10 protein-coding genes are annotated in these 20888 nt (G+C 37.3%); 3 read left to right on the forward strand and 7 right to left on the reverse strand.

Annotated features, from left to right (window positions below; translation table 11 throughout):
- The 6 genes from AVL50_RS17680 to AVL50_RS17705 form a co-directional block, all read right to left on the reverse strand.
- A partial coding sequence (locus AVL50_RS17680) for a helix-turn-helix domain-containing protein (protein ID WP_157491394.1) occupies window positions 1-351 on the reverse strand: 351 nt, incomplete at its 3' end.
- 336 nt (window positions 352-687) lie between these two features.
- Entirely contained in the window at window positions 688-1974 is a 1287-nt protein-coding gene (locus AVL50_RS17685) for a family 43 glycosylhydrolase (RefSeq protein ID WP_082795894.1), read from the reverse strand.
- 257 nt (window positions 1975-2231) lie between these two features.
- Window positions 2232-4289, reverse strand: a complete 2058-nt coding sequence (locus AVL50_RS17690; RefSeq protein WP_157491395.1) for a right-handed parallel beta-helix repeat-containing protein — start codon at window positions 4287-4289, stop codon at window positions 2232-2234.
- Window positions 4290-4357: 68 nt separating this feature from the next.
- A complete protein-coding gene (locus AVL50_RS17695; RefSeq protein WP_082795895.1) occupies window positions 4358-5944 on the reverse strand; it encodes a sulfatase-like hydrolase/transferase in 1587 nt (528 codons plus the stop codon).
- 82 nt (window positions 5945-6026) lie between these two features.
- Entirely contained in the window at window positions 6027-7817 is a 1791-nt protein-coding gene (locus AVL50_RS17700) for an arylsulfatase (protein WP_253764302.1), read from the reverse strand.
- A complete protein-coding gene (locus AVL50_RS17705; protein ID WP_216639060.1) occupies window positions 7818-10187 on the reverse strand; it encodes a glycoside hydrolase family 3 N-terminal domain-containing protein in 2370 nt (789 codons plus the stop codon).
- Window positions 10188-10623: 436 nt separating this feature from the next.
- Here AVL50_RS17705 and AVL50_RS17710 point away from each other — a divergent pair, with 436 nt between their 5' ends.
- On the forward strand, window positions 10624-11349 hold the full coding sequence (locus tag AVL50_RS17710; RefSeq protein WP_062617823.1) for a hypothetical protein: 726 nt from the start codon (window positions 10624-10626) through the stop codon (window positions 11347-11349).
- Window positions 11350-11419: 70 nt separating this feature from the next.
- Here the strand turns inward: AVL50_RS17710 and AVL50_RS17715 are convergent, their stop codons facing one another.
- Window positions 11420-15865 (reverse strand): PKD domain-containing protein, encoded by a 4446-nt coding sequence (locus AVL50_RS17715; protein WP_062617824.1) that lies wholly within the window; start codon window positions 15863-15865, stop codon window positions 11420-11422.
- A gap of 501 nt (window positions 15866-16366) precedes the next feature.
- Here AVL50_RS17715 and AVL50_RS17720 point away from each other — a divergent pair.
- Together AVL50_RS17720 and AVL50_RS17725 are read left to right on the forward strand one after the other, a co-directional pair.
- Window positions 16367-18871, forward strand: coding sequence for a glycoside hydrolase family 2 TIM barrel-domain containing protein (locus tag AVL50_RS17720; RefSeq protein ID WP_062617825.1), 2505 nt, complete (start codon window positions 16367-16369; stop codon window positions 18869-18871).
- 114 nt (window positions 18872-18985) lie between these two features.
- A complete protein-coding gene (locus tag AVL50_RS17725) occupies window positions 18986-20836 on the forward strand; it encodes a hypothetical protein (RefSeq protein ID WP_062617826.1) in 1851 nt (616 codons plus the stop codon).
- Window positions 20837-20888 lie beyond the last annotated feature (52 nt).

Consider the following 20888-nt stretch of genomic DNA (forward strand, 5'->3'; position numbering starts at 1 on the left):
AACATGGAAATCGTCTTTCCACCTATTGGGTAATTTTAGTTTATAATACTGATCAGAATACCAATAGATCAATCGCCTTTGGGCGTAGAGTTGGTAATCGTTTTTTCTTCTTGGGTGATGTCTGAAAGGATTTTTCTTTTTGGAACCGGCGTACTTCTTTCTTGCTAAAAATAATTTATGAGCGTACTCTGCTTCATACTTTTTTGTTTTTGGGTTAGTATTTCTTTTTAGCTCACGGTAAATCGTAGACGGAGAGACCTCTAAACCTTCCGCAATTTCTGTTACGGTAAATCTTTTGTCTTCAATAAGACGTTGGATGACTTTTCTATGATAAAGTTGAAGGTTTTTCATGAGATTCGTTAAACAGTCAGTTTTATAATTTCGTTAAAGAGCTATTTCAAACATTCTCTAAGCTCTTTCAATGTAATACGAAATGATTAAGAATCAAATCATTTGTGGTGTTTTTTGTTTTTATTCGTAGATCCAAAATTGAAATTATGGTTTTTGAGTGGTTCTACCTATCAATTTTACTTTTGTTACGCCCCGATAGCCCATGATTTTTAATCGTGGGTGGATGGTGGTTCAGTTGATGATATAAATAAAAAAGCAGAAGACATAACGCCTTCTGCTTTATTGAGATTAACCTGTTTATGTTTGTCAGATAAGTGTCACACTATTCTTTTGACTTTATTTTGACGCTTTTAAAACAGCTTCATTTTCTTTTTCAACACGTGCTCTTTGTTTTTTATTTAACCCTTGAGAGAAATACACATTTGGTTTGAAATAAACATGGGCTCTCTTCATGGCAGGGTCGTGTACATCTAAACTAAGGTCACAATCAAAACGGGCAATGATGGCGTGGTTTTCTTTCCAAGTTGTTACATTGGTGAAGTGAGAAATACCCCATGTGATACCTCTTCCGTTGCCGTTGCTGTCAAAAGCATCTGGAACGTAAGGACCCGCCGCGGTTGGCATTAATGAAACAATCGATGCGATGTCGAAGTTTACACCATCTTCTGCATATTGGATGGTGTAATGCTCGCTACCGTCTCGGATCACTAATGCTGCAATACCATCTTTGAACGGAAACAATGTAGTTTCATGTCCTGAAGTGATGACTGGATTCAATGGGTGTTTTTTAAAAGGTCCCAATGGATTGTCAGCAATTGCCAAGCCTTGCATACGCACAAGGTTAGGGTCTCCATCAAAGTCAGATTTGTAGTACAAATAGATTTTCCCTTTATACACTAGAGGATAAGGATCGTGAATAGAGTATTGATCCCATTCGCCTTCTTTACCATTTGGAATTACAATTTTGTTGGCTGGCGTCCAAGGTCCGTCAGGAGAATCGGCATAGGATACCGCTACAGGGCAGTCGTCACCACGCTTACCACTTGCTTGCATAAATCCCTGGTAATACAAGTAATATTTCCCTTTCCATTTTAAGATATCTGTCGTCGTAACAGATCTCCAGCCTACATTTGGTTTTGGAGGACGTGGTACCGCTACACCCTGCTCTTCCCAAGTAAAACCATCCTTACTTGTAGCGTACCAAATTTCTGATAAATCCCAGTCTCTTGAAGGAATTGTATCATTGCATAAGTCAGGCCCTTGGGGTGGAGTAGGGGTGTCTCTTTTAGTATACCAAACATAGTATTGACCATTTTCAAAAATCACTTTTGACGGGTCTCTTCTTGAGATTGTACCGTCATGATTGTTGTAGTCAAACCCTTTCAATTCAGTGTATTTGAATTGAGTGTATAGTTCATTGTCCTCAGGGCGAGCGGCAGGGTAAGAATAATTTCTTTCCATTGCTCTACTGAGATGTCTGTCTGTTGGCTTTTCTTTTGGAAGAATAAAAGGGAAGGCCTTTTCGTTTGTTACTTCTTTTTTGTCGAAATTAGGTTGACAAGCACTACTTCCTATTATGATCCATAACATGAAGTATTGCATTAGCTTTTTGTTTGTTTTCATTTCAATATATAGCGGTTAAATTATTTACTTTAAATACAAATTCAAAAGTAAGTACTGTGACAGAAGAAAACGAGTGTTTCTTGCACCATAGTTAAAACTATGGGCAGGTGATACAACAACCTAATCAAGACTAAAGTCTTGAAGGTTGGTAACGGAGGTAACACTTTAGTGTTGTTGGAGTCAATATCACCAGTCCATGACTTCAGTCATGGTGCACGTATATTATTGTTCCATTTTTTTTGTCACAGTATACTTACTTAGTTTTCCATTTCCAGTGGTTTGTCGTTCTCTTTCATTACTTTAGACCAGTCTCTGATTTTTGCATTTGGAACCACCGCACCAATGATATTTCCTTTAATTGGGTTGCCGAAGAAGTCCGTTTTCACTTCAAGACCACCGAAGTAAATACCGTAAGGTGTTTTGTCAGATTTTAATTTCTCAACTTTTTCACCCGAAGAAATCAAAGCTGTGTTTTTAGGCACAAAGTCAGCGGCATCAGAACCTGTTTCATTGACGAAGTCAGGATTTCCACCCAAAGCTTTATCATCCCAGTAGCCATCAGCTAGGGCGTTCTTTACTTTAGAATATTTGTCTGTACCTTTTTCATTGTATAACATATAAATGTTATTTCTCATGTTCAATTCCATTTTGGCCAATTCTTTCTCATTCATTGGTCGTGTATTAGCGGCAACAGAACCGTCAAATCCTTTTCCTGCTTTAGCGTTAGGTTTAGGTTCTTTTGAGATTTGGAAGTCGAAAGCCGCATCATAAGCTCCACCATCTTTCCAACGGTGCATTGACCATCCTTTATTGGCTTTTTCTTCTAACCAGAAAATGTTGTTCATCATCACAATACCTTCATTAGAAGTAGAGATATTGAATACATTTGGGTTTTTATAAGGAGCGTTTCCAGCCTTTGTATTGATGATTGTATTGTTATAAATGTAAGTTTGGTATGGACCTTCGTATTTTTTCTTGTGGTTGTGACCATTCACTGTTACAATACAGCCAGGCGTTCCCACTTTACCCCAGAATGCTTGTGCAGGGTCTTTCAAGTTTCTCCACCCGTCATTCACACTGATATTGTAGCGGTAAGAACAGTTGTAGTTTAAACCCAAAATTTCAATAAAACCACCTGCATTATAACGGCTTAAATTGTTTTGAAGCACTACATTTTTACAGTTGAAATCAATGTGTGCACCACAGCAATCTGCAATACCTTGAGCACCTTCGAAAACATTGTATTCAAAAAGGAAATTTTGAAGACCCCAAGTCCACATACCACTTCCACGGCCCCACTTACGTTTGTCGTTTCTATTGCCTGACTCAGTAATTCTGCTGTATTTCAAGTGGCTGTTATTACATCTGTTGAATTGCATGCCTGGGCCACCTGATTGGTAGACCGTACAAAATTCAATATGTACATTATTGACATTGCGAGGTGCTGAACCGTCAATTTTTCCGCTTCCTTTGAAACGGATCCCCATCTGACTTACATTTTCAACTGTTACGTGTTTTACAGTGACATTATTAATACCTTTTCCTTTTTTCAATACTTGACCAAAAAGTCCCCAGCCCCAACCGGCACCGTCGTTCATGTTCCACTGACGGCAAGCACGAGAGACTTCAGCGCTGTTCAATAAGAAAACATCATAAATATCTACATTGTAAACAATGAAGTTTTCCATTAAACTGTGAGGGTGAGTGTCATCTGATTGGATACGGATACCGTAGCGCTGATCTTTGAATTTATCCTTTGGACGTTTCATTAAGTTATCGTTGCTTGGTCCGCCGTTTCCTGTCATTTTTAAATCCGTAACAATCACATTTGAGGTGTTTTGAATCATAATACCAGCAGGGTAGCCTTTGAAGTCAATCGTAGCTTTTCCTTTTCCATAACTGCCAATATGGATTTTCTTTTTTGCTTTTGAACCTTTATTCAAATTGATTAATTCAATTGTGCCAAAGTGAGTCTGATTTCCTTTCAATAAAACCTGATCACCAAAAGTCAGATTAAATTCCTCTAGTTTTTCAAGTGATTTAATGGCTTTCTTCGTTGACAAACCGTTGTTTTTGTCATTACCATTTTTTGCGTCTACATATATCGTTCGCTTAAAAGTAAGAGAAGATTTGTATTTGATGTCGTTGTTTGTTTCTGGTTTTTCAAAAACAAAACCATTGGGTGCTTCAGGAATATCTTCAATAATAGGAGCAGAAGCCGCGTTCTTTAATGCACTTTCCAACTGCACTTGGGCAAAGAGTCCCAACGGCAAGAAGTAAAGTAATAGTGAGAGTTGTAGGAAACGATTTTTCATATATTTGTTAGATTATTTTTTGCTTAATAAAGTTTGAAAAAAGTCATAAAGATAAAGGGTGATTACAACTAAGGAGCATCATGTTCATCTTCATAGTTGTTATACCTTGGAAGTATTTTCTCCAGCATCTCTTTTTCCTTTCGGTGTGCTTCGGATACTTTACTCCAATCTGTAATTACAGGGAAACTAATCAGATCGGCAGGATTTTTTGTGACATCAAAATACTTTCCATAACCATCAATCAACACCTTCTTTCCTCTGATCAATTGTTTGTCTTTATGGTAAGAATAGATCCATTCTCTATGTTGATCCGTTTTAGTGGTCAAATAAGGCATCAAACTTTTACCGTTGATTTCATATTCTTGAGGAATTTCCACCCCAGCAATTTCAGCGATGGTTGGAAGGATATCAGAGATATTCACCAAGATGTCTTGTTCTCCTTTTTTGGTGAAATTGAATCCTGGTGCATAAATGACTAATGGCACATGAGCACCTCTTTGTGATTTATAGCTCGATTTACCATATCCGCTCGTTCCATTGTCTGCACAGAAAATAAAAATGGTATTGTTTTCTTCACCCAATTCTTTCAGTTTGTTCATGTACAGCCATACTTGATAGTCCAAGTAATTGATATGATGATGGATACCGCCGTCTGTCACAGTATTGTGAGTGTCATAAACTCCTTCGTCACCGGTAACTTTAGGTTGCGTACGGATGTACTTGCCATTTTTCCATTTGATTTTAGGAGTGCCAGGCCACTTCTCCCTTGTTTTTACATTGGTGTCTCTGCTGAAAAAATTCCATCCATCATGTCCTAAATGACTGGTGTGATACACAAAGAAAGGCTTATTTTCTTTCTTTTTACGCTCCATAAACGCTAAGATGTATTCCATCTCCACATCAGGACCGTAAGTATGCAAACCATATTCTTTTTTTGCTTCTTTAGTGTTAGGCCACCACTCAAATTTATTTTCTGCTTCGGGGTGATTCATCAGTTGTACGTGCGGTTGCCAATACCATCCATCTTGTGCATAATATTTTACAATCTGATCCGTGTCAGTATTGACCAGAACACGTTTGCCATCCACTTTTTTCGCTTTGATTTTAAAATCACTATAAGGGTATTGATTCTTCTTGTTCTTCACTTCACCGGGCGTAAAAATACCCTCATCAAAACCAAATTGATCCACACCGCTCATTTGTGTTTTCCCGGCCCAGTAGGTTGCATAACCTCCTTGTTGTGCAATATGTCCAATGGTAGCCGGTGAGCTTTTGTACAAAGGGTAAGTAATTTTTTTTCCTTGAGGATTCTCCCAAGTGCCTCTGTCTTTCAAGTGCCACCACTTATGAATATGAGCGTACCTGCCCGTCATCATCATGGCTCTGCTCGGAGAACAGCTTGAAGTGGCCCAAGCGGTTTTTACATAGACTCCCTCTTTAGCCATCTGATCAATGACAGGAGTGTTAGCTCTGTACTGAGGATCAGTAGTGGTGCCCCCTTGAGGAGGAACGCTCCATTTTGTAGAACCGTATACCGGAAGTTCCCTAGCACTGATGTCGTCAGCGAAGAGCACAATGATATTCGGTTTCTTCTGAGCAAATATTGAGGTGCTCAGAGTTATTCCAATTAAAAATTGTAGTAATAGTAATCTCATTTTAATTCATACTTTTAAAGTAGTCACGTCATAGAATGTTGAAATTTAAAAACGAAATACCTTACAATAAGGAGATATGCCTCTAATTAGGGGGGAGATATGAAATGTATGTATAATACACGCCATATTTATCACCTTTCTCCACAAAATCGTTGACCAAAAGTGTCTTCCCTTTTTCTAGATAAACTATAAATTCTACTTCCTCTTGTTCTGGATTTACCACCTTTTCATGGATCTGATTTCCAATTTTTATGCGTGCTAACTCCGGTTGAATGGTTTGATATTCGAAAGTATGTTTAGGATGTGTAGAAGGTTTTCCATGAATTGGGCCGGCCCATTCCTGAGGCCATCTTCTGCAGCTGATTTTGTACATTCCTTCTTTGACCACTTCCAAAGCATGCGTGTTATTTTTATTCTTCATTCCAGAAGCCACTTGCTCGCATTTCCAAATGCCTTTGTCTTCCCCAATTGCATGTTGTATGGTCAACGTCACTTCATTTTGAGCAATACTGCCAATGATGGTAGAGGGCATTTCTGAGAATGTTTTTTCCTTTTTTACTTCTTGATAAAAAGTTTGATTGTCTGCTAAAAGCTGAGCAATTATATCTGGGTGTTGCTGTGCAAGGTTCTCTTTTTGAAGAGGGTCATTTTTAATGTCGTAAAGTTGCTTTCCATTGATTAATCGCCAATCATTCTGCAATACACAAGTGCCTTGAATTACAGTAGGAGGGCGCCAATCTTGTCGGTGATGCACAAATACAGAACGTTGTATTGTTTTCTGAGCATCTTTTAAAACAGGAGATAAATCCACTCCATCTAATTTCAAACTATCCGCCAATGAAACATTGCATAAGCTTGCCAATGTAGGAAGTAAATCTACATGCGAGGCTAATGTCGGAATGTCTTTTCCTCCTTTAATACCAGCATCTGCCCACTGCATAAAGAAAGGGACTCTATGTCCACCTTCCAGTTTTGCTCCTTTAATTCCCCTTAGGTTATAATTATAGCCTTTTTTGCCATCAGGACTGTACCCAAAGCGAGTACCGTTGTCACTCATATAGATGATGATTGTATTTTTGTCGAGTTTTTTCTTTTTAAGAAACTTTTGAAAACGGCCAAAATTCTCATCAATATTGGCAATCATACCGTAGAGGTTAGCATCAATGATTTCGTTGTTCTCTTCAAACTTTTGGTAAGGTTTTGCATATTCCTCCGCTACAATTAATGGATCATGAGGAGCGTTGAGTGGTAAGTAGATAAAGAAAGGCTCTTGCTGATGTTTTTCAATAAATTTCATGGTTTCATCAAACCAAACATCTGTACAATAGCCTTCAAACTGCTGTGGTTCATTGTTGACATAATACACATCATCAAAATAAGTATTACCCCAATGATCAGAGAGTTCTCCTATACCTCCAGCATGATGTTGTACTACATGGTCAAAACCTTTATCAGAAGGCCTTACGGGGTAATTATCACCCAAATGCCATTTACCAAAAAGAGCCGTTGTGTAGCCGGCTGATTGGAACACTTCTGCAATAGTTGGTGTATTTTTCGATAAGGCATCTCTACCTTTATAAGTAGCCCAAGCCCCATTGTGTATAGGGTATTGCCCGGTCATTATTGCCGCTCGGGTGGGGGTGCAGAGCGGACTTACATGAAAGTCTGTAAATCGGACTGCACCTTCGTAAAACTTATCAATATTGGGTGTTTTTAGCCAAGGGTTTCCGTGGCAACCCAAATCACCAATACCTTGATCATCAGTAAGGATTAAAATTACATTCGGTTGCTTTTCATTTTGAGAAAAAGCAATAAGAGGAATTAAAATAATTCCCCCTATCGTCATAATTAATGAATGAATTATAGGTATCATCTACTTATTAAGCTTTTGATTTTGGATAGTTGTGGAAGAGAAAAATTCTTTACGTCCATCTCTCAGTTCCAAAGGTTCTCCTTTGATTTGTACAGAAGCACTCAATCGAATGTCCGTAGAAGAAGCGCCGATTTTAATGGCAAAATTTCCACCTTCTACTACCCATTTATTATTTTTATACTGTGCCAGCAATTGAGGTGACACTTTAAATGTAATCTCTTTTGACTCTCCTTTTTTCAGATTTACTCTTTGAAAACCTTTTAATTGAATTGGCTTCATTGTCGTATTTTTATCCAAAGGAGAAATATATAGTTGCACGATTTCCGTTCCGTCTGTTTTACCCGTATTTGTTATAGAGCATGATACTTCAATAGTATCATCAGTAAGTTGAGCTTCTTTTGACAGCTGAATGTTATCATAAGCATAAGACGTATAACTTAAACCGTAACCGAAAGGATATTGAGGTTCGTCATTTTTATCATACCCCATTTTGTAGTCAATTTCTTTCTTTTCTTGTGTTCTTGGATACGTTACACAAAGTTTTCCCGAAGGATTGGCATTGCCCAACAAAATATCTGCTACAGCATTTCCACCTTCTTCCCCTGGGAACCATGCATTGACAACTGCCGCACAATCTTTTTCAATGTCAGCAATTACTTGTTGTCTACCACCGAAAAGTACCAAAACAACAGGTTTACCAGTAGCAATCAGTTGCTTTACAAATTCCTCTTGTTGCCCCGGAAGACCAATGCCTTTTCTCCATCTTCCTTCACCATTCAAGTAAATGTTCTCACCCATAGCAGCAATAATTACATCACTTTCCTTCGCAATTTTCATTGCTCTTTTTAAATCAGGTTGAGGAAGGTCTTGTACAGAAATCATTTTCAGTTTACTCAATCGGTCATCCCCAAAACCATCTTTATCAATTGTAGCTTCCAATGCGGCACTCCAGTCACAACCTCTTTCATGCTGAATTTTCACTTTTCTACCCACTTTACTTTCTAATCCTTCTTTAAGTGTGACCAACTTTGGGTTCAGTTCATCAAACTTGGCACTTTTCCAGAAAGCACGCATTGCTTGGTAAGTGTAGTCGCCCAATAGACAATGCACTGTAGAAGCATTTGGACCGACTAGAGCAATTTTACGAGTAGATTTTTTCAAAGGTAAAATGCCATCATTTTTTAATAAAACGATTGATTCTACTGCTGACTGATACGCCAATTGTCGGTTAGAAGCAGGGTCAAAATCCAAATCACCATCTTTGCCAATGGCAGGGTTGTCTACGAGTAAACCCAATCGGGCTTTCATAGTTAGTGATCTTTTTACTGCTTGATCAATATCTTGTTCAGTAACTAAACCTTTTTTCAATGCCTCTTTCAAATAAGGAAAAGTCATAGGTGATGAAAGTTCGATATCCACACCTGCATTCAAAGCCATAGCACCGGCAGTCATTTGATCTGGAGCTCTTTTGTATTTTTTATAGATCATATTAATGGCACCATAATCACTTACCACTAATCCATCAAAACCAATTTCCTTACGAAGAATCTGATCCAACATAGTAGGACTCATACTAATTGGAAGTGCTTTATATGTACCATAAGAAGGCATCACACTTTTAGCATTCCCCACTTTAATACACGCTTCATGAGGCATTAAATATTCTTCATACAGTTCTTTCACAGAGTTGTTTTTTGTACCATATCCCGCAAAGTGTTTTACTGTAGCGGCCACACCCGTAGTCAGGTCATCACCCTGCAAACCTTGCACAAAAGCAACACCCATTCTTGAAGTCAAATAACTGTCTTCACCATAACTTTCTTGATGTCTGTTCCAATGTGCCGTTCTGCTGATGTCAATCATTGGTGACAATGCAAAAGAAGCCCCCACTTCTCTCATGCTTTTGGAAATAGCCGAGGTGTTCTGTTGTACCAAATCCGGATTCCAAGAACATCCCATTCCTATTTGCTGAGGGAAAGTAGTGGCTTGGTAGGTCGCGAAACCAGTGATAGCTTCCTCATGAAAAATGGCAGGTATTTTTAAACGAGTTTCAGTCATTAGGTAGTTTTGTACTTCACGTACTAAATCCCTCAATTCTTCCGGTGATAATTCCTGTCCTGATGAAAATTGACAGAAATGTCCAATGCCATAAGGTATGTGTTCTCTACATTTTTCAAGAGATACTTTTCCGTCCACCATAATATCTCGTAGACGTGTTCCTTCTATTTGAGCGATTTTTTCATCCAAAGTCATTGTTGCCATCAAGCTTTCCACTTGTTGGTCTGTTTCTTTAGTTGAAAATGAAGTTTGTCCAATAACACCCTGCATTAGAAAAAATGCGGTGATCAGTAAGTAATATTTTTTCATCATTCCTTTTCTTTTACTCAAATGTATTTGAAAGAGCCGGTTTCCTTAGAAATAAATTGAATAGAAAAAGAGGGGGGAAATTGTTAGAATTGAGAATGCAAGCTTTTGTACAGTTATTGAAGGGGATATTTTTTTGATTGTTTAAGCGGTTCTCAAACGTTTTTCTATGGATATGAAGGTTGGTTTTTAAGTGATCTTAGTGTTTTTATGACTGAAAAGCTCCTTCGTATTGGACAATAGATTAAATTTAAATTAGTTGAAATTTGCAAAGTAGTTAACACGATCAACGTTCTAATCGATACAATTTGACTGCTGTTTAAAAGATGATTTAAAGCGATTAATTCCGTTTTAAGATTTTACAACGTTACTAAAATGTTTGAGATTTCAAATTATGTTAGTTTGTAGTATTAAATGCAACTATTATAAAACCATCACTAATATGAGAACGCTTTCAATCCTCTTTTTGATATCAATCTTTGCCTTATTGATCAGTTGTGATCTTCATGAAGATAAAGTGTCTTCTAATGAAAAGAAGAAATTTAATGGGATGGTTACAATGAAAAATTATGCAATCTTAGAATCATCTTATTTTTCAAAATTTGATACAACGCGTGAGGAATTTTTAACCATTACCTACAATGATGTTGACCCTACAATAGTAACGTTTAATTATGAAGCTTTTCCTAAACATTATATACAATATACATTGGATCAATCAGGTAATCAGTTGAAAAAAATGTTGGTAGAAGTCTCTGAGCCTGAAGATGAAATTGAATATACTTTTGATAGTGAAAGGGTTTATCAAATTGATGATGAGGATTTTGTTGTGAAAAAGTTCAATTGGATTAGAGAAAAATATTATTCATGCTGTTTTGATTGTAAGGATACTTTATCAACAATTTATGTTAATAAAGATCTTGGTGTTTTACAGGAGTATTTTCGAGGTTTTAAAACTACCACTGTTTTAGTAGAAAGTAATAAGACAGATAATCTTTCTCAACTATTTAATGCCATAAAAAAGGATAAAGCTTTTTATCCAGATGAAAAAGAAATTGCACTTAGAAAAGAACGAGAAATGGTAAAGGCCCTTCTTCGAATGATTGAGGAGGAGGATTTAGAAATTGATTTTGAAGAAGAAGTAGAACTTCCAGAATGTTTAGAATAAAAAAAGCTTCCCAATACATTGGGAAGCTTTCCAAAAGTTGAATTATTACTATTATCAAAAAATTGTATGGTTATTTCTTGATCACTTTTACTACCTCTACAGCATCCTCCGATTGAATATTAATCATATAGATACCGAAGTTGTATGTTGTCAGATCAATTGCGTTGTTGCCTTTTAATAATGATACAGTTTGAAGCACCTGACCGTTTGTATTCATCACTAGGGCAGTAGCATTTTGTGCTACTTCTACGTTGATGATATTTGTCGTCGGGTTAGGATATGCATTCAAAGTAATAACGAATGAAGGATCTACTGAAGTTGGTTCTTCTACTGGATTTACTGTGATCACAACTTCATCTGTTACTTCTTGACCAAACGCATCTGAAACTGTTAATGTGAATGTGATTTCAGTAGCTTCTTCTACATCAGGAGCAGTGAAAGAAGCTGAAGCTTTGTCTGCATCCGTAATTACAATGGTTTCATTGCTTGCAGTCCAAGCGTAAGTTACATTTTCAGAAGAATTAGAACCATCTAGTGTTACTGCGTCACCTTCATCTACCGTTTGGTCATCACCTGCATTAGCTGTAATTACTGGATAAACAGTGATCATCACTTCATCTGTTGCTGTTTGGTTGAACGCATCAGTGATTGTTAAAGTGAAAGTGATGTCAGTGGTAGCTGTTACTGCTGGTGCAGTGAAAGAAGCAGTTGCTTTATCAGCATCAGTTATAATTACCGCTTCATTGTTTGAAGCCCAAGCATAAGTTACATTTTCAGAAGAGTTAGAACCGTCTAATGTTACGTTTACACCTTCCATTACTGTTTGATCATCTCCTGCGTTAGCAGTAATTTGAGGATAAATAGTTACAACTACATCATCCGTTTTCACTTGGTTGTTTTGACCAGAAACCGTTAAGGTAAAAGTGATTTCTGTTGCAAGCGTTACCTCTGGAGCTACAAATGTTGCTGTAGCTTTATCAGCATCAACAATTGTAACATTTTCACTAGCAGTAGACCAAGCATAAGTTACATCTGATGATGAAAGTGAACCGTCTAATGTTACAGTTGAAGTAGACATTGCGGATTGATCATCACCTGCATTGGCTGTAATTTCAGGATAAACAGTTACGACTACTTGATCTGTAGCGTTGTAGTTATCATCATACGTTACCGTCAATGTTAATGTGATATCAGTTGCTACGTCTACTGCAGGAGCTGTGAATGAAGCTGTAGCAGCATCTGCATTGGTGATCACTAAGTTTTCATCACTTGCAGTCCAAGCATAAGTTACATTTTCAGAAGTAGATTGAGAACCGTCTAATGTTACGGTTGCATTTTCGATTACACTTTGGTCATCGCCAGCATTGGCAACAATTACAGGATAAACTGAAACTACTACTACATCAGTGTCAACTTTATCTTCATAAGTTACTTTTAATGTAAATTCATAATCTGTTTTGGCAGTGACAACTGGTGCAGTGAAAGTAGGCATTGCTACTGTTGCATCGGATAATGTAACATCTTCTGGAGCAGTCCACTCATACGTAACGGCGGCAGGAGTTGAAGCAGAACCGTCTAATGTTACCGCTTCACCTGATTGTGCAACGATATCATCACCTGCAACTGCTTTTGTGATTGGTAATACTGTAATAACTACCTCATCCGTTGCATCCATTCCTTTATAACTAGCTGTTAACGTTAAAGTGAATGTTGTTTTCTCGTTTACAAGTGGAGCAGTGAATTTTGGTGCAGCAATATCATCAGCATCCAATACAATTCCTTCAGGAGCAGTCCACTTATAAGTTACATTCGCTGGCAATGATGCAGAAGCATCTAAAGTGACTTCTTGATTCGCTTCAACTGCTTGATCATCACCGGCATTTGCCACTGCATTTGGAAGAGCAGTGTAAACAACGTCAACTGATTCAGTTCTTTGTCCTTTTGTAGCACTGAATGTGAAAGTATAATCTGTATCTTCTGTTACTTCAGGTACTGTGAAGCTTGCATTCATTTTGTCTGCATCAGTAATAGCAACTTGCTCTTTAGAAGACCACATTAATGTAAATGCATCACTTGATTTATATGATCCCATTAAGTTGGCAACAGTACCCGTTCTCACTTCTTGATTTTCACCTGCACTCAACATAATATCGGCGTCATATTCAATAATGCTGATATCATCCAAGTAAATCTCATCAAAAGGTAATGTCGATTCATCTTCAACACCAATTCCATTTCTTGGCGAAGGATAGATATTTAATTTTGAAAGCACTTCATCACCAACTCCATCAGCAGTATTTGCAGTTGTAAACTCAGGAGTAATCTGAATGACCTGCTCAAACTCAATCCACTCATTCAATGTTAATTCTTTCCCCCAAGTGACAGTTGGTCTTGTTAAACCAATTTTTGCCTTGTCATACCACTCATCTTGAGGCATAATACGAAGATTGATCACGTTCATACTCATATTAACGGCTTTTACTTTACCTTTTAAGATATAAGTACGACCAATTACTAAAGGCTTTTCTATGATAGCCGCAATCTCTGTTTCAGCGCTATGATAACCGCCAATTTGTGGAGCATCAGTGAAAAATTGAATACTCTTCGTTCCTTTTGCGTTCTCCGCTACATCCTCAGACGTAGTGTATTTGTCGGCTAATCCAATCCAACCTATAGTCAGTGCTTCTTCGAAAGAACCATTTTTCACTAATTCTTCACCGTAGAAAATTTCTGGTTTTACAGTGATGACAACATTTTCAGAAGCTTCTAATTCACCGTCACTTACCGTCACTTTGAAAGTGTATTCTGTATTCTCCGTCACATCAGGAGCTGTAAATACTCTGATTCTATCTGCATTTGCTTCTGTTGCTTCCAAAGTGATAGAAGCATCAAGTGACTCCCACACATAAGTAATGTCATCTCCGTTAGGATCATAAGAAAGAGAAGCATCTAAAGTCACAACATCACCTGAAGCAACAGACCTTGGTAAACCAGGATTAGCAATTGGAGCAACATTATCTTTATCTAAAGTGATTTCAAATGTTTCACTTTGAGTCACATTGAAAGTGCTTGTCTTGTCTAGAAACAACTCTTTTGTGGCAGTGTATGAATACTCTTTATCAAGAATTTCACCTAATGCAGCAATACCATCAGCATCTGAAGTAGCTGTGACGTTAAATAAATTATTGTCAGTTACTGAAACTGAAACGCCTTCAATAGCATTCCCATTAGCATCCACAAACTTTAATGAAACATCATAAGCGTTTTCATTTTCACCTAAGAATACCACATAAGTCATTTCTTCACTTTCGGTATTTACAGAACCGTTGAACGTTTTATAACCTGTTTTAGTGACTGTGAAATCATATGTACCAGGAATAAATTTCTCCACAATTTTACCTTCAGCATTTGTAGTGTATTCTTCTTCGTTGATTGTTACTGTTGCATCTGCAATTGGTGTTGTATTGTCAGAAGCAATCACTTGAAGAGGAAGAGAAGAATAAGTAGGCAGTGTTTCAAATACTGCACTTCCAAAACCTTGTAAAACGGCATAAGAATTTTCTTTCATAACCCATTGTCCAGTCCCTTCTGTAAAGTCAAAACCCGAATAAGTAGCTTGAACAGTAAACTCATGTCCTTTTTTCACATTTACTAAATCATGCGATGGAGTACCTTGAATTATCGTATAAATATTTTTTACAAATTCAGGATCTTCCATTAAAGTGTTAACTGAAGTAGAACCGTCAATAAAACCATACGCAGGCTTACCTACTGTTTCCTTGTTGTATTCTTCACTTACACCATAGCTGCCATAGAATACAAGGTTCTCAAAATAACGGTCATCAGTTACGTTATCTACGTCACCAATGATACCACCATTCTTTTTATATCTTGCTCTGATTTCAACGGAAGAGAAGCAGTTTTTCATTGTTGTTCCCCAGTTGGCTTTGCCTAATAGACCACCTACTTTTGTTTCGCCTTCAATTGAACCGCCAATCACAAAACAGTTTTCGATAGTTGTTGAAGAAGCATTACCTACGATAGGTCCAACTCTTTCTGACAAACCATTGATATAAGGATTGATTAAACCTAAGTTTGCGATTCTGCAATTTAATGTACTACCAAAAAGTCCGTGTCCAATATTTTTGGTGCTTTCACGGACATCAGAGATTGAGAGGTTGCGGATCACGTGATAGTCACCGTCCACTTTACCTTGAAATTGATTTTTTGTTGCACCTCCTGTAAATTCATAACCAATACATCTCATATCAGTAATACTTGACATGTCAATGTCTGCAGTAAGTTTATAGTACTTGTCAGCGGCCCAGTGTCCAGCTTCAAAAGTAGTCACCAAACTCAGATCATATAAATCTTGAGCTGTACTAATAAGGAATGGATCTTCTTCTGTACCTGTACCTCCTGAATAGGTAGGGGTTTGTGCAAATACGGACGTGTTTACAAAAGTGGCTAAACTAAGTATAGCCATAGTAATTAATGTAAAGTAACTTCTTTTCATTTCTAGTAAAAAAAATAGTTTAATGTAAGAATTATAGTCGTACTGTATTTTCGGATTTACTTCAGATGTAGACTTTTTCTTTAAGTAGTTGTAAAATTATTCTTGAGTTCGTTTATCATTTTCATTCCGAAAACTTTTTGTTCTAGTACAGGTCCAATATTAGAAGTTCCTTTTGGAAGGATTGCAAACAAATTTCTCATAAATAGTGGGGGATATTTAAAGTCGTTAACGGAATTTGAAGTTTTCAAAACTTATTTCAACTCGAAAAACGTCAAAATTACTATTAATTGAGATTGAAAGGTGTGTAAATGATTGGATAGAAGGGGGAGAGATCTTTTTTCGTTTTTTTTGTGGAATAGTAGAAAAAAAATAGGTGTTATACTTGCCTTTGTATTAAGACAGAAACAAAAACGGAAAATTATTCTAAAGTGAATTTGAATTAATACTTGTCTTCCAATAAGGAAATGAATTAAAAAGATCAAACATACTTGAAGTAGAGAAATGAGAATTAATAATTATTTGTGGCTATTATTCTTAATGGCATTGCCGGCGTCAGTTTGGGCACAGTCCCAAGGACAAGTTGACTTTAATAAAGACTGGAAGTTTTATAAAGGAGCAGTAGAAAACGGAGAAAAAAGTTCGATTAATGATGACAAGTGGGAATCGGTACGCATTCCTCATGACTGGGCTATTGAAGGACCATTTTCTAGAGAGTATAATGCAAGGAGCGGAGGACTTCCGTTTCATGGTGAAGGATGGTATAGAAAACATTTTACTTTGGCCAACACTCAAAAAAATAAACAAGTGGCCATTGAATTTGAAGGGGTGATGAACAACTCTGAAGTTTGGATCAATGAACATTATTTAGGGAAAAGACCTTTCGGTTATATAGGTTTTGAATATGACCTAACACCTTATCTAAACAAAGACGGTGAAAATGTGATTGCCGTAAAAGTAGCTCCAGAAGATCTTTCTTCAAGATGGTATCCTGGTGCAGGTATGTATAGAAAAGTATGGTTGAATGTCAATAATCCTATTCATATTGCTCATTGGGGAACTTTCGTAAAAGCAACGAACGTCACTTCAAGAGTAGCGACAGTAGAAATTGAAGTTGAGGTTGAAAACCACCAGAAAAATGATGAGGTGATCTCTATTATTCAAAAAGTAATTTCTCCTGCTGGAAAAGTGGTGGAAATGCTAGAAACAAAAACAGTGGCGGAAGCTGGAAAAACGATTCATGCCTTCAAGTCATTCAATATGTTGAAGCCTGAATTATGGTCGCAGGAAAACCCAAATCTGTATCATTTAAAAACAGAAATTAAAAACCAAAAAGGGGAAGTAACAGATACTTATGTCTCTCGTTTTGGTATTAGAGATATTAAATTCACAGCAAAAGAAGGCTTTTTCTTAAATGGCAAATTGACAAAGTTCAAAGGTGTTTGTTTGCATCATGACTTAGGACCTATTGGTGCGGCCGTGAACCGTAGAGCAACTGAACGTCAATTGCAAATCATGATGTCTATGGGTGTGAATGCTATTCGTACTTCTCATAATCCTCCAAGTAGAGAGCTGTTGGAGCTATGTGATGAAATGGGATTGGTAGTATTAGATGAAGCGTTTGATGAGTGGGGCATTGCAAAAATTGAGAATGGTTACCATAAGTATTTTGATGAGTGGCATGAGCGTGATCTTAGAGATATGATCCGTAGAGATAGAAACCACCCGTCGATCATTATGTGGAGTATTGGTAATGAAATTTTAGAACAAGGTCAGAAAGACGGTTGGAAAGTAGCACAACGTTTGGCAGAAATCTGTCATGAGGAAGACCCTTCAAGACCAAGCACTGCAGGATTCAATAATTATTATGGTTCAATTAAAAATAAATTAGCTGATCAAATTGATATTGTTGGTTTTAACTATAAACCAGCAAAATATAAGGAAGTGGTAGCGGAGCATCCAGATTGGATCATCTACGGTTCAGAAACAGAGTCAGTAACAAGTTCAAGAGGTGTTTATCATGATACATTCTTAAAGAAATACGATAAGTTTGCGGATCACCAAGTAACAAGTTATGATATTGTGGGGCCAGTATGGGCATATCCTCCTGACATGGAATTCAAATTCCAAGAAGAAAATCCTTCAATTATGGGTGAGTTTATGTGGACAGGTTTTGATTACTATGGTGAGCCAACACCTTATGGCGGTAGAGACAATTCAACAAATGGTTATTGGAACGATGACTGGCCTTCAAAATCTTCTTACTTTGGAGCTGTAGATTTATGTGGTTTTCCTAAAGACCGTTATTTCTTATATCAAAGTCAGTGGACGGATGCTCCAATGGTACATGTACTGCCACACTGGAATTGGAAAGGTTTTGAAGGAAAAGAAATTCCAGTTTTTGCTTACACTAACGCTGAAGAAGTGGAGTTATTCTTAAACGGTAAGTCTTTAGGTAAAAAAGTGAAGGGAGTGGATAAAGGAATTATTCCAGTGAAATTCAGATTCTATGAAGGACCAAACGAATTTGCCTCTCCTTATAGGCTGCGTTGGGATGTTCCTTACACTGAAGGAGAATTGAAAGCAGTAGCTTATACGGATGGAAAAGTAGTGAGTGAGGAAATCATCAAAACAGCTGGAAAAGCAAAAAATATTGAACTTTCAGCGGATCGTAAGGTGATTTCATGTAATAATGGAGAAGACTTAGTATACGTGACTGCGAAAGCTGTAGATCAAAATGGTAATTTCTGTGCAACATTCAATGGTGAATTACAATTGGATGTGAAAGGGACAGGTACTTTTGAAGCTTCAGGAAATGGAGACGCCGCTACATTAATCACTCCGAACAGTAAGAAATTGAAATTCTTCAATGGTTTGGCTTTAATTATTGCAAGAGCCAATGAAGGTCAGGAAGGTATGATCACAATTTCTGCTAAAGGAAAAGGATTAAAGTCGACTTCTATTCAAGTGGAAACGAAAAAGACAAAAGAGCCAGCAGGCTTATTATAGCAAATGAGAAGGTAGTGTTTTGTGGATCATTCAATGGATTTGTGACTATTTGTACACAGAACATTACCTTCTCCCATTAAAATATTTTTTTAACTGTTACTTTTTTACAAAGGAATGAATACAAAATTATCGAAGTGGATCAGTACTACAATAGTAGGAATGAGTCTACTTTCTACAGCAAGCTATGCACAAAATACAATCACGGTAAAACCAACAATCCAACGCTATTTAGGAGAAAGCACTTCTAAACTAGACCGTGACAAATACATGCAGGCACATATTTGGTTTGGAGATAAAGAAGATAAGGAGTTTGAAGCTTTTAAAAGAGCTTATAATATCAACCCTGAATACAAAGGTTCAAGAAGATTTTGGAGCCCTTTGAGTACGGTGAAAGCAGGGAAAAGGCCAAAGGTAAAAAATAGATATAAAGGAGTAAGAGAGGTGACGCCTTTTTCTGTTAGTACAGGCAGGGCTACAACTTTTTTCTATGATAGAAGTGTGGACTACTCAGAAATGGATGTTACGGAATATTCTAAAGATTTAGCGGCATACTTGGCGGAGCGTTTTAAAAAAGACTGGCAAGAAATGCCGGCTATTTATGAACCTTATAACGAACCGATGGTACATGCTAAAGATTTGTATCCGGGTAAAGGCCAAAAAGACAAATCTAATAAAGCAATTATCAAAGTTTCTGAATCATTGAGAGAAATTGGAAGAGCGATCCATGCCGTTCCAGAATTACAAAATATGAAAGTAGCAGGCTACGCTTCAGCTTGGCCAGCTTTTGAGGTGAATGACTTTGATGTTTGGGATACAAGATACCGTTCGTTTATTGACATTGCAGGCAAAGATATGGACATCTTATCGGTGCATCTTTATGACGGTAAAGGTTTGAACAACTCAGGTGGGCGTAGATCAGGTTCTAATGCAGAAGCGATTTTGGATTTGATTGAGGCTTACAGTTATATCAGTATAGGTGAGGTAAAACCGATTGCCATCACAGAATATGGACGTCTGGTAGATGATCAACCGGGTTGGACTGCAAAGAATGGAAAATCAAATTACCATCCAATTGAAAACTCACAGGCAGTAAGATCTCAAATGCATATGGCAATGGCATTTATGGAAAGAGGAGATAATTTGGTGTGTGCAATTCCTTTTTCTACCAGTAAGCAATCGCCTACAAAGAAGTTTGCAAAAGCGGGTCTGTGGACAAAAGGAGAGAGTGGAGAATGGGAATTGACTTCTAGAAAATATTTCTTTGAAGTACTGAAAGATGTGAAAGGAAACCGTGTTCATATTGGTTCTGATAATGTCGATATCCAAACACAAGCTTTTGTAGATGGAAAGCAACTGTATGTGATCCTTAATAATTTGAATGAGGAAACGGAGACATTGAACTTAGCCATTGATGAGACAAAAGGTTTGAAAAATGTGAAGATCAAAAGAATCAAGACCTATGTAAATCAGTTGCCTGAGTTGGTAAATGAATCTTCTAAAAAGGCTCCTTCTACAATTGATATCGCATACGGTGAAACCATCGTTTTAACTTACAATTTCTCAAAACCTCTTGCAACGAAAAAGATAGAATATAGCACAAAATATTACGCTAGTGAATACCTAAAGCCTATCAAAGCCAATCAGGCCAACACTTTTGCATTCCAAGATGTAGTGGCAGATGGAAAAGGAAGTGCGGTTTTACGTTTGGGGGTAGGAAGAGCACATGGCAAAAGCCTTCAGCCCAAAGTGGTAGTCAATGGCAAAGAAGTGACGCTTCCTGAAGACGTAATCAGAGGTTACGATCAGCACAATAGAAAGCAGTTTTTTGGTCTTTTGGAAATTCCTGTACCTGCTGAATTTCTAAAATCAGGTGATAATATAGTAAGTATCACTTTCCCTGATACTAATGGTAGAATCAGTTCAGCAGTATTGAAAGTAATTGGTTTTTCAAAGAAGAGCAGTTAATAGATTAATGTTTCTGCTATTGTAATAATTTCATCTAATATTTTTTCAATAT

This window comes from Flammeovirga sp. SJP92 (assembly GCF_001583495.1).
In the GTDB taxonomy this organism is placed as follows: Bacteria; Bacteroidota; Bacteroidia; order Cytophagales; family Flammeovirgaceae; genus Flammeovirga.

Bases quoted from the DNA above. Each gene is read 5' to 3' on its own strand.
- AVL50_RS17685 (WP_082795894.1), bottom strand. From the start codon at position 1,974: ATGAAAACAAACAAAAAGCTAATGCAATACTTCATGTTATGGATCATA.
- AVL50_RS17690 (WP_157491395.1), bottom strand. From the start codon at position 4,289: ATGAAAAATCGTTTCCTACAACTCTCACTATTACTTTACTTCTTGCCG.
- AVL50_RS17695 (WP_082795895.1), bottom strand. From the start codon at position 5,944: ATGAGATTACTATTACTACAATTTTTAATTGGAATAACTCTGAGCACC.
- AVL50_RS17700 (WP_253764302.1), bottom strand. From the start codon at position 7,817: ATGATACCTATAATTCATTCATTAATTATGACGATAGGGGGAATTATT.
- AVL50_RS17705 (WP_216639060.1), bottom strand. From the start codon at position 10,187: ATGATGAAAAAATATTACTTACTGATCACCGCATTTTTTCTAATGCAG.
- AVL50_RS17710 (WP_062617823.1), top strand. From the start codon at position 10,624: ATGAGAACGCTTTCAATCCTCTTTTTGATATCAATCTTTGCCTTATTG.
- AVL50_RS17715 (WP_062617824.1), bottom strand. From the start codon at position 15,865: ATGAAAAGAAGTTACTTTACATTAATTACTATGGCTATACTTAGTTTA.
- AVL50_RS17720 (WP_062617825.1), top strand. From the start codon at position 16,367: ATGAGAATTAATAATTATTTGTGGCTATTATTCTTAATGGCATTGCCG.
- AVL50_RS17725 (WP_062617826.1), top strand. From the start codon at position 18,986: ATGAATACAAAATTATCGAAGTGGATCAGTACTACAATAGTAGGAATG.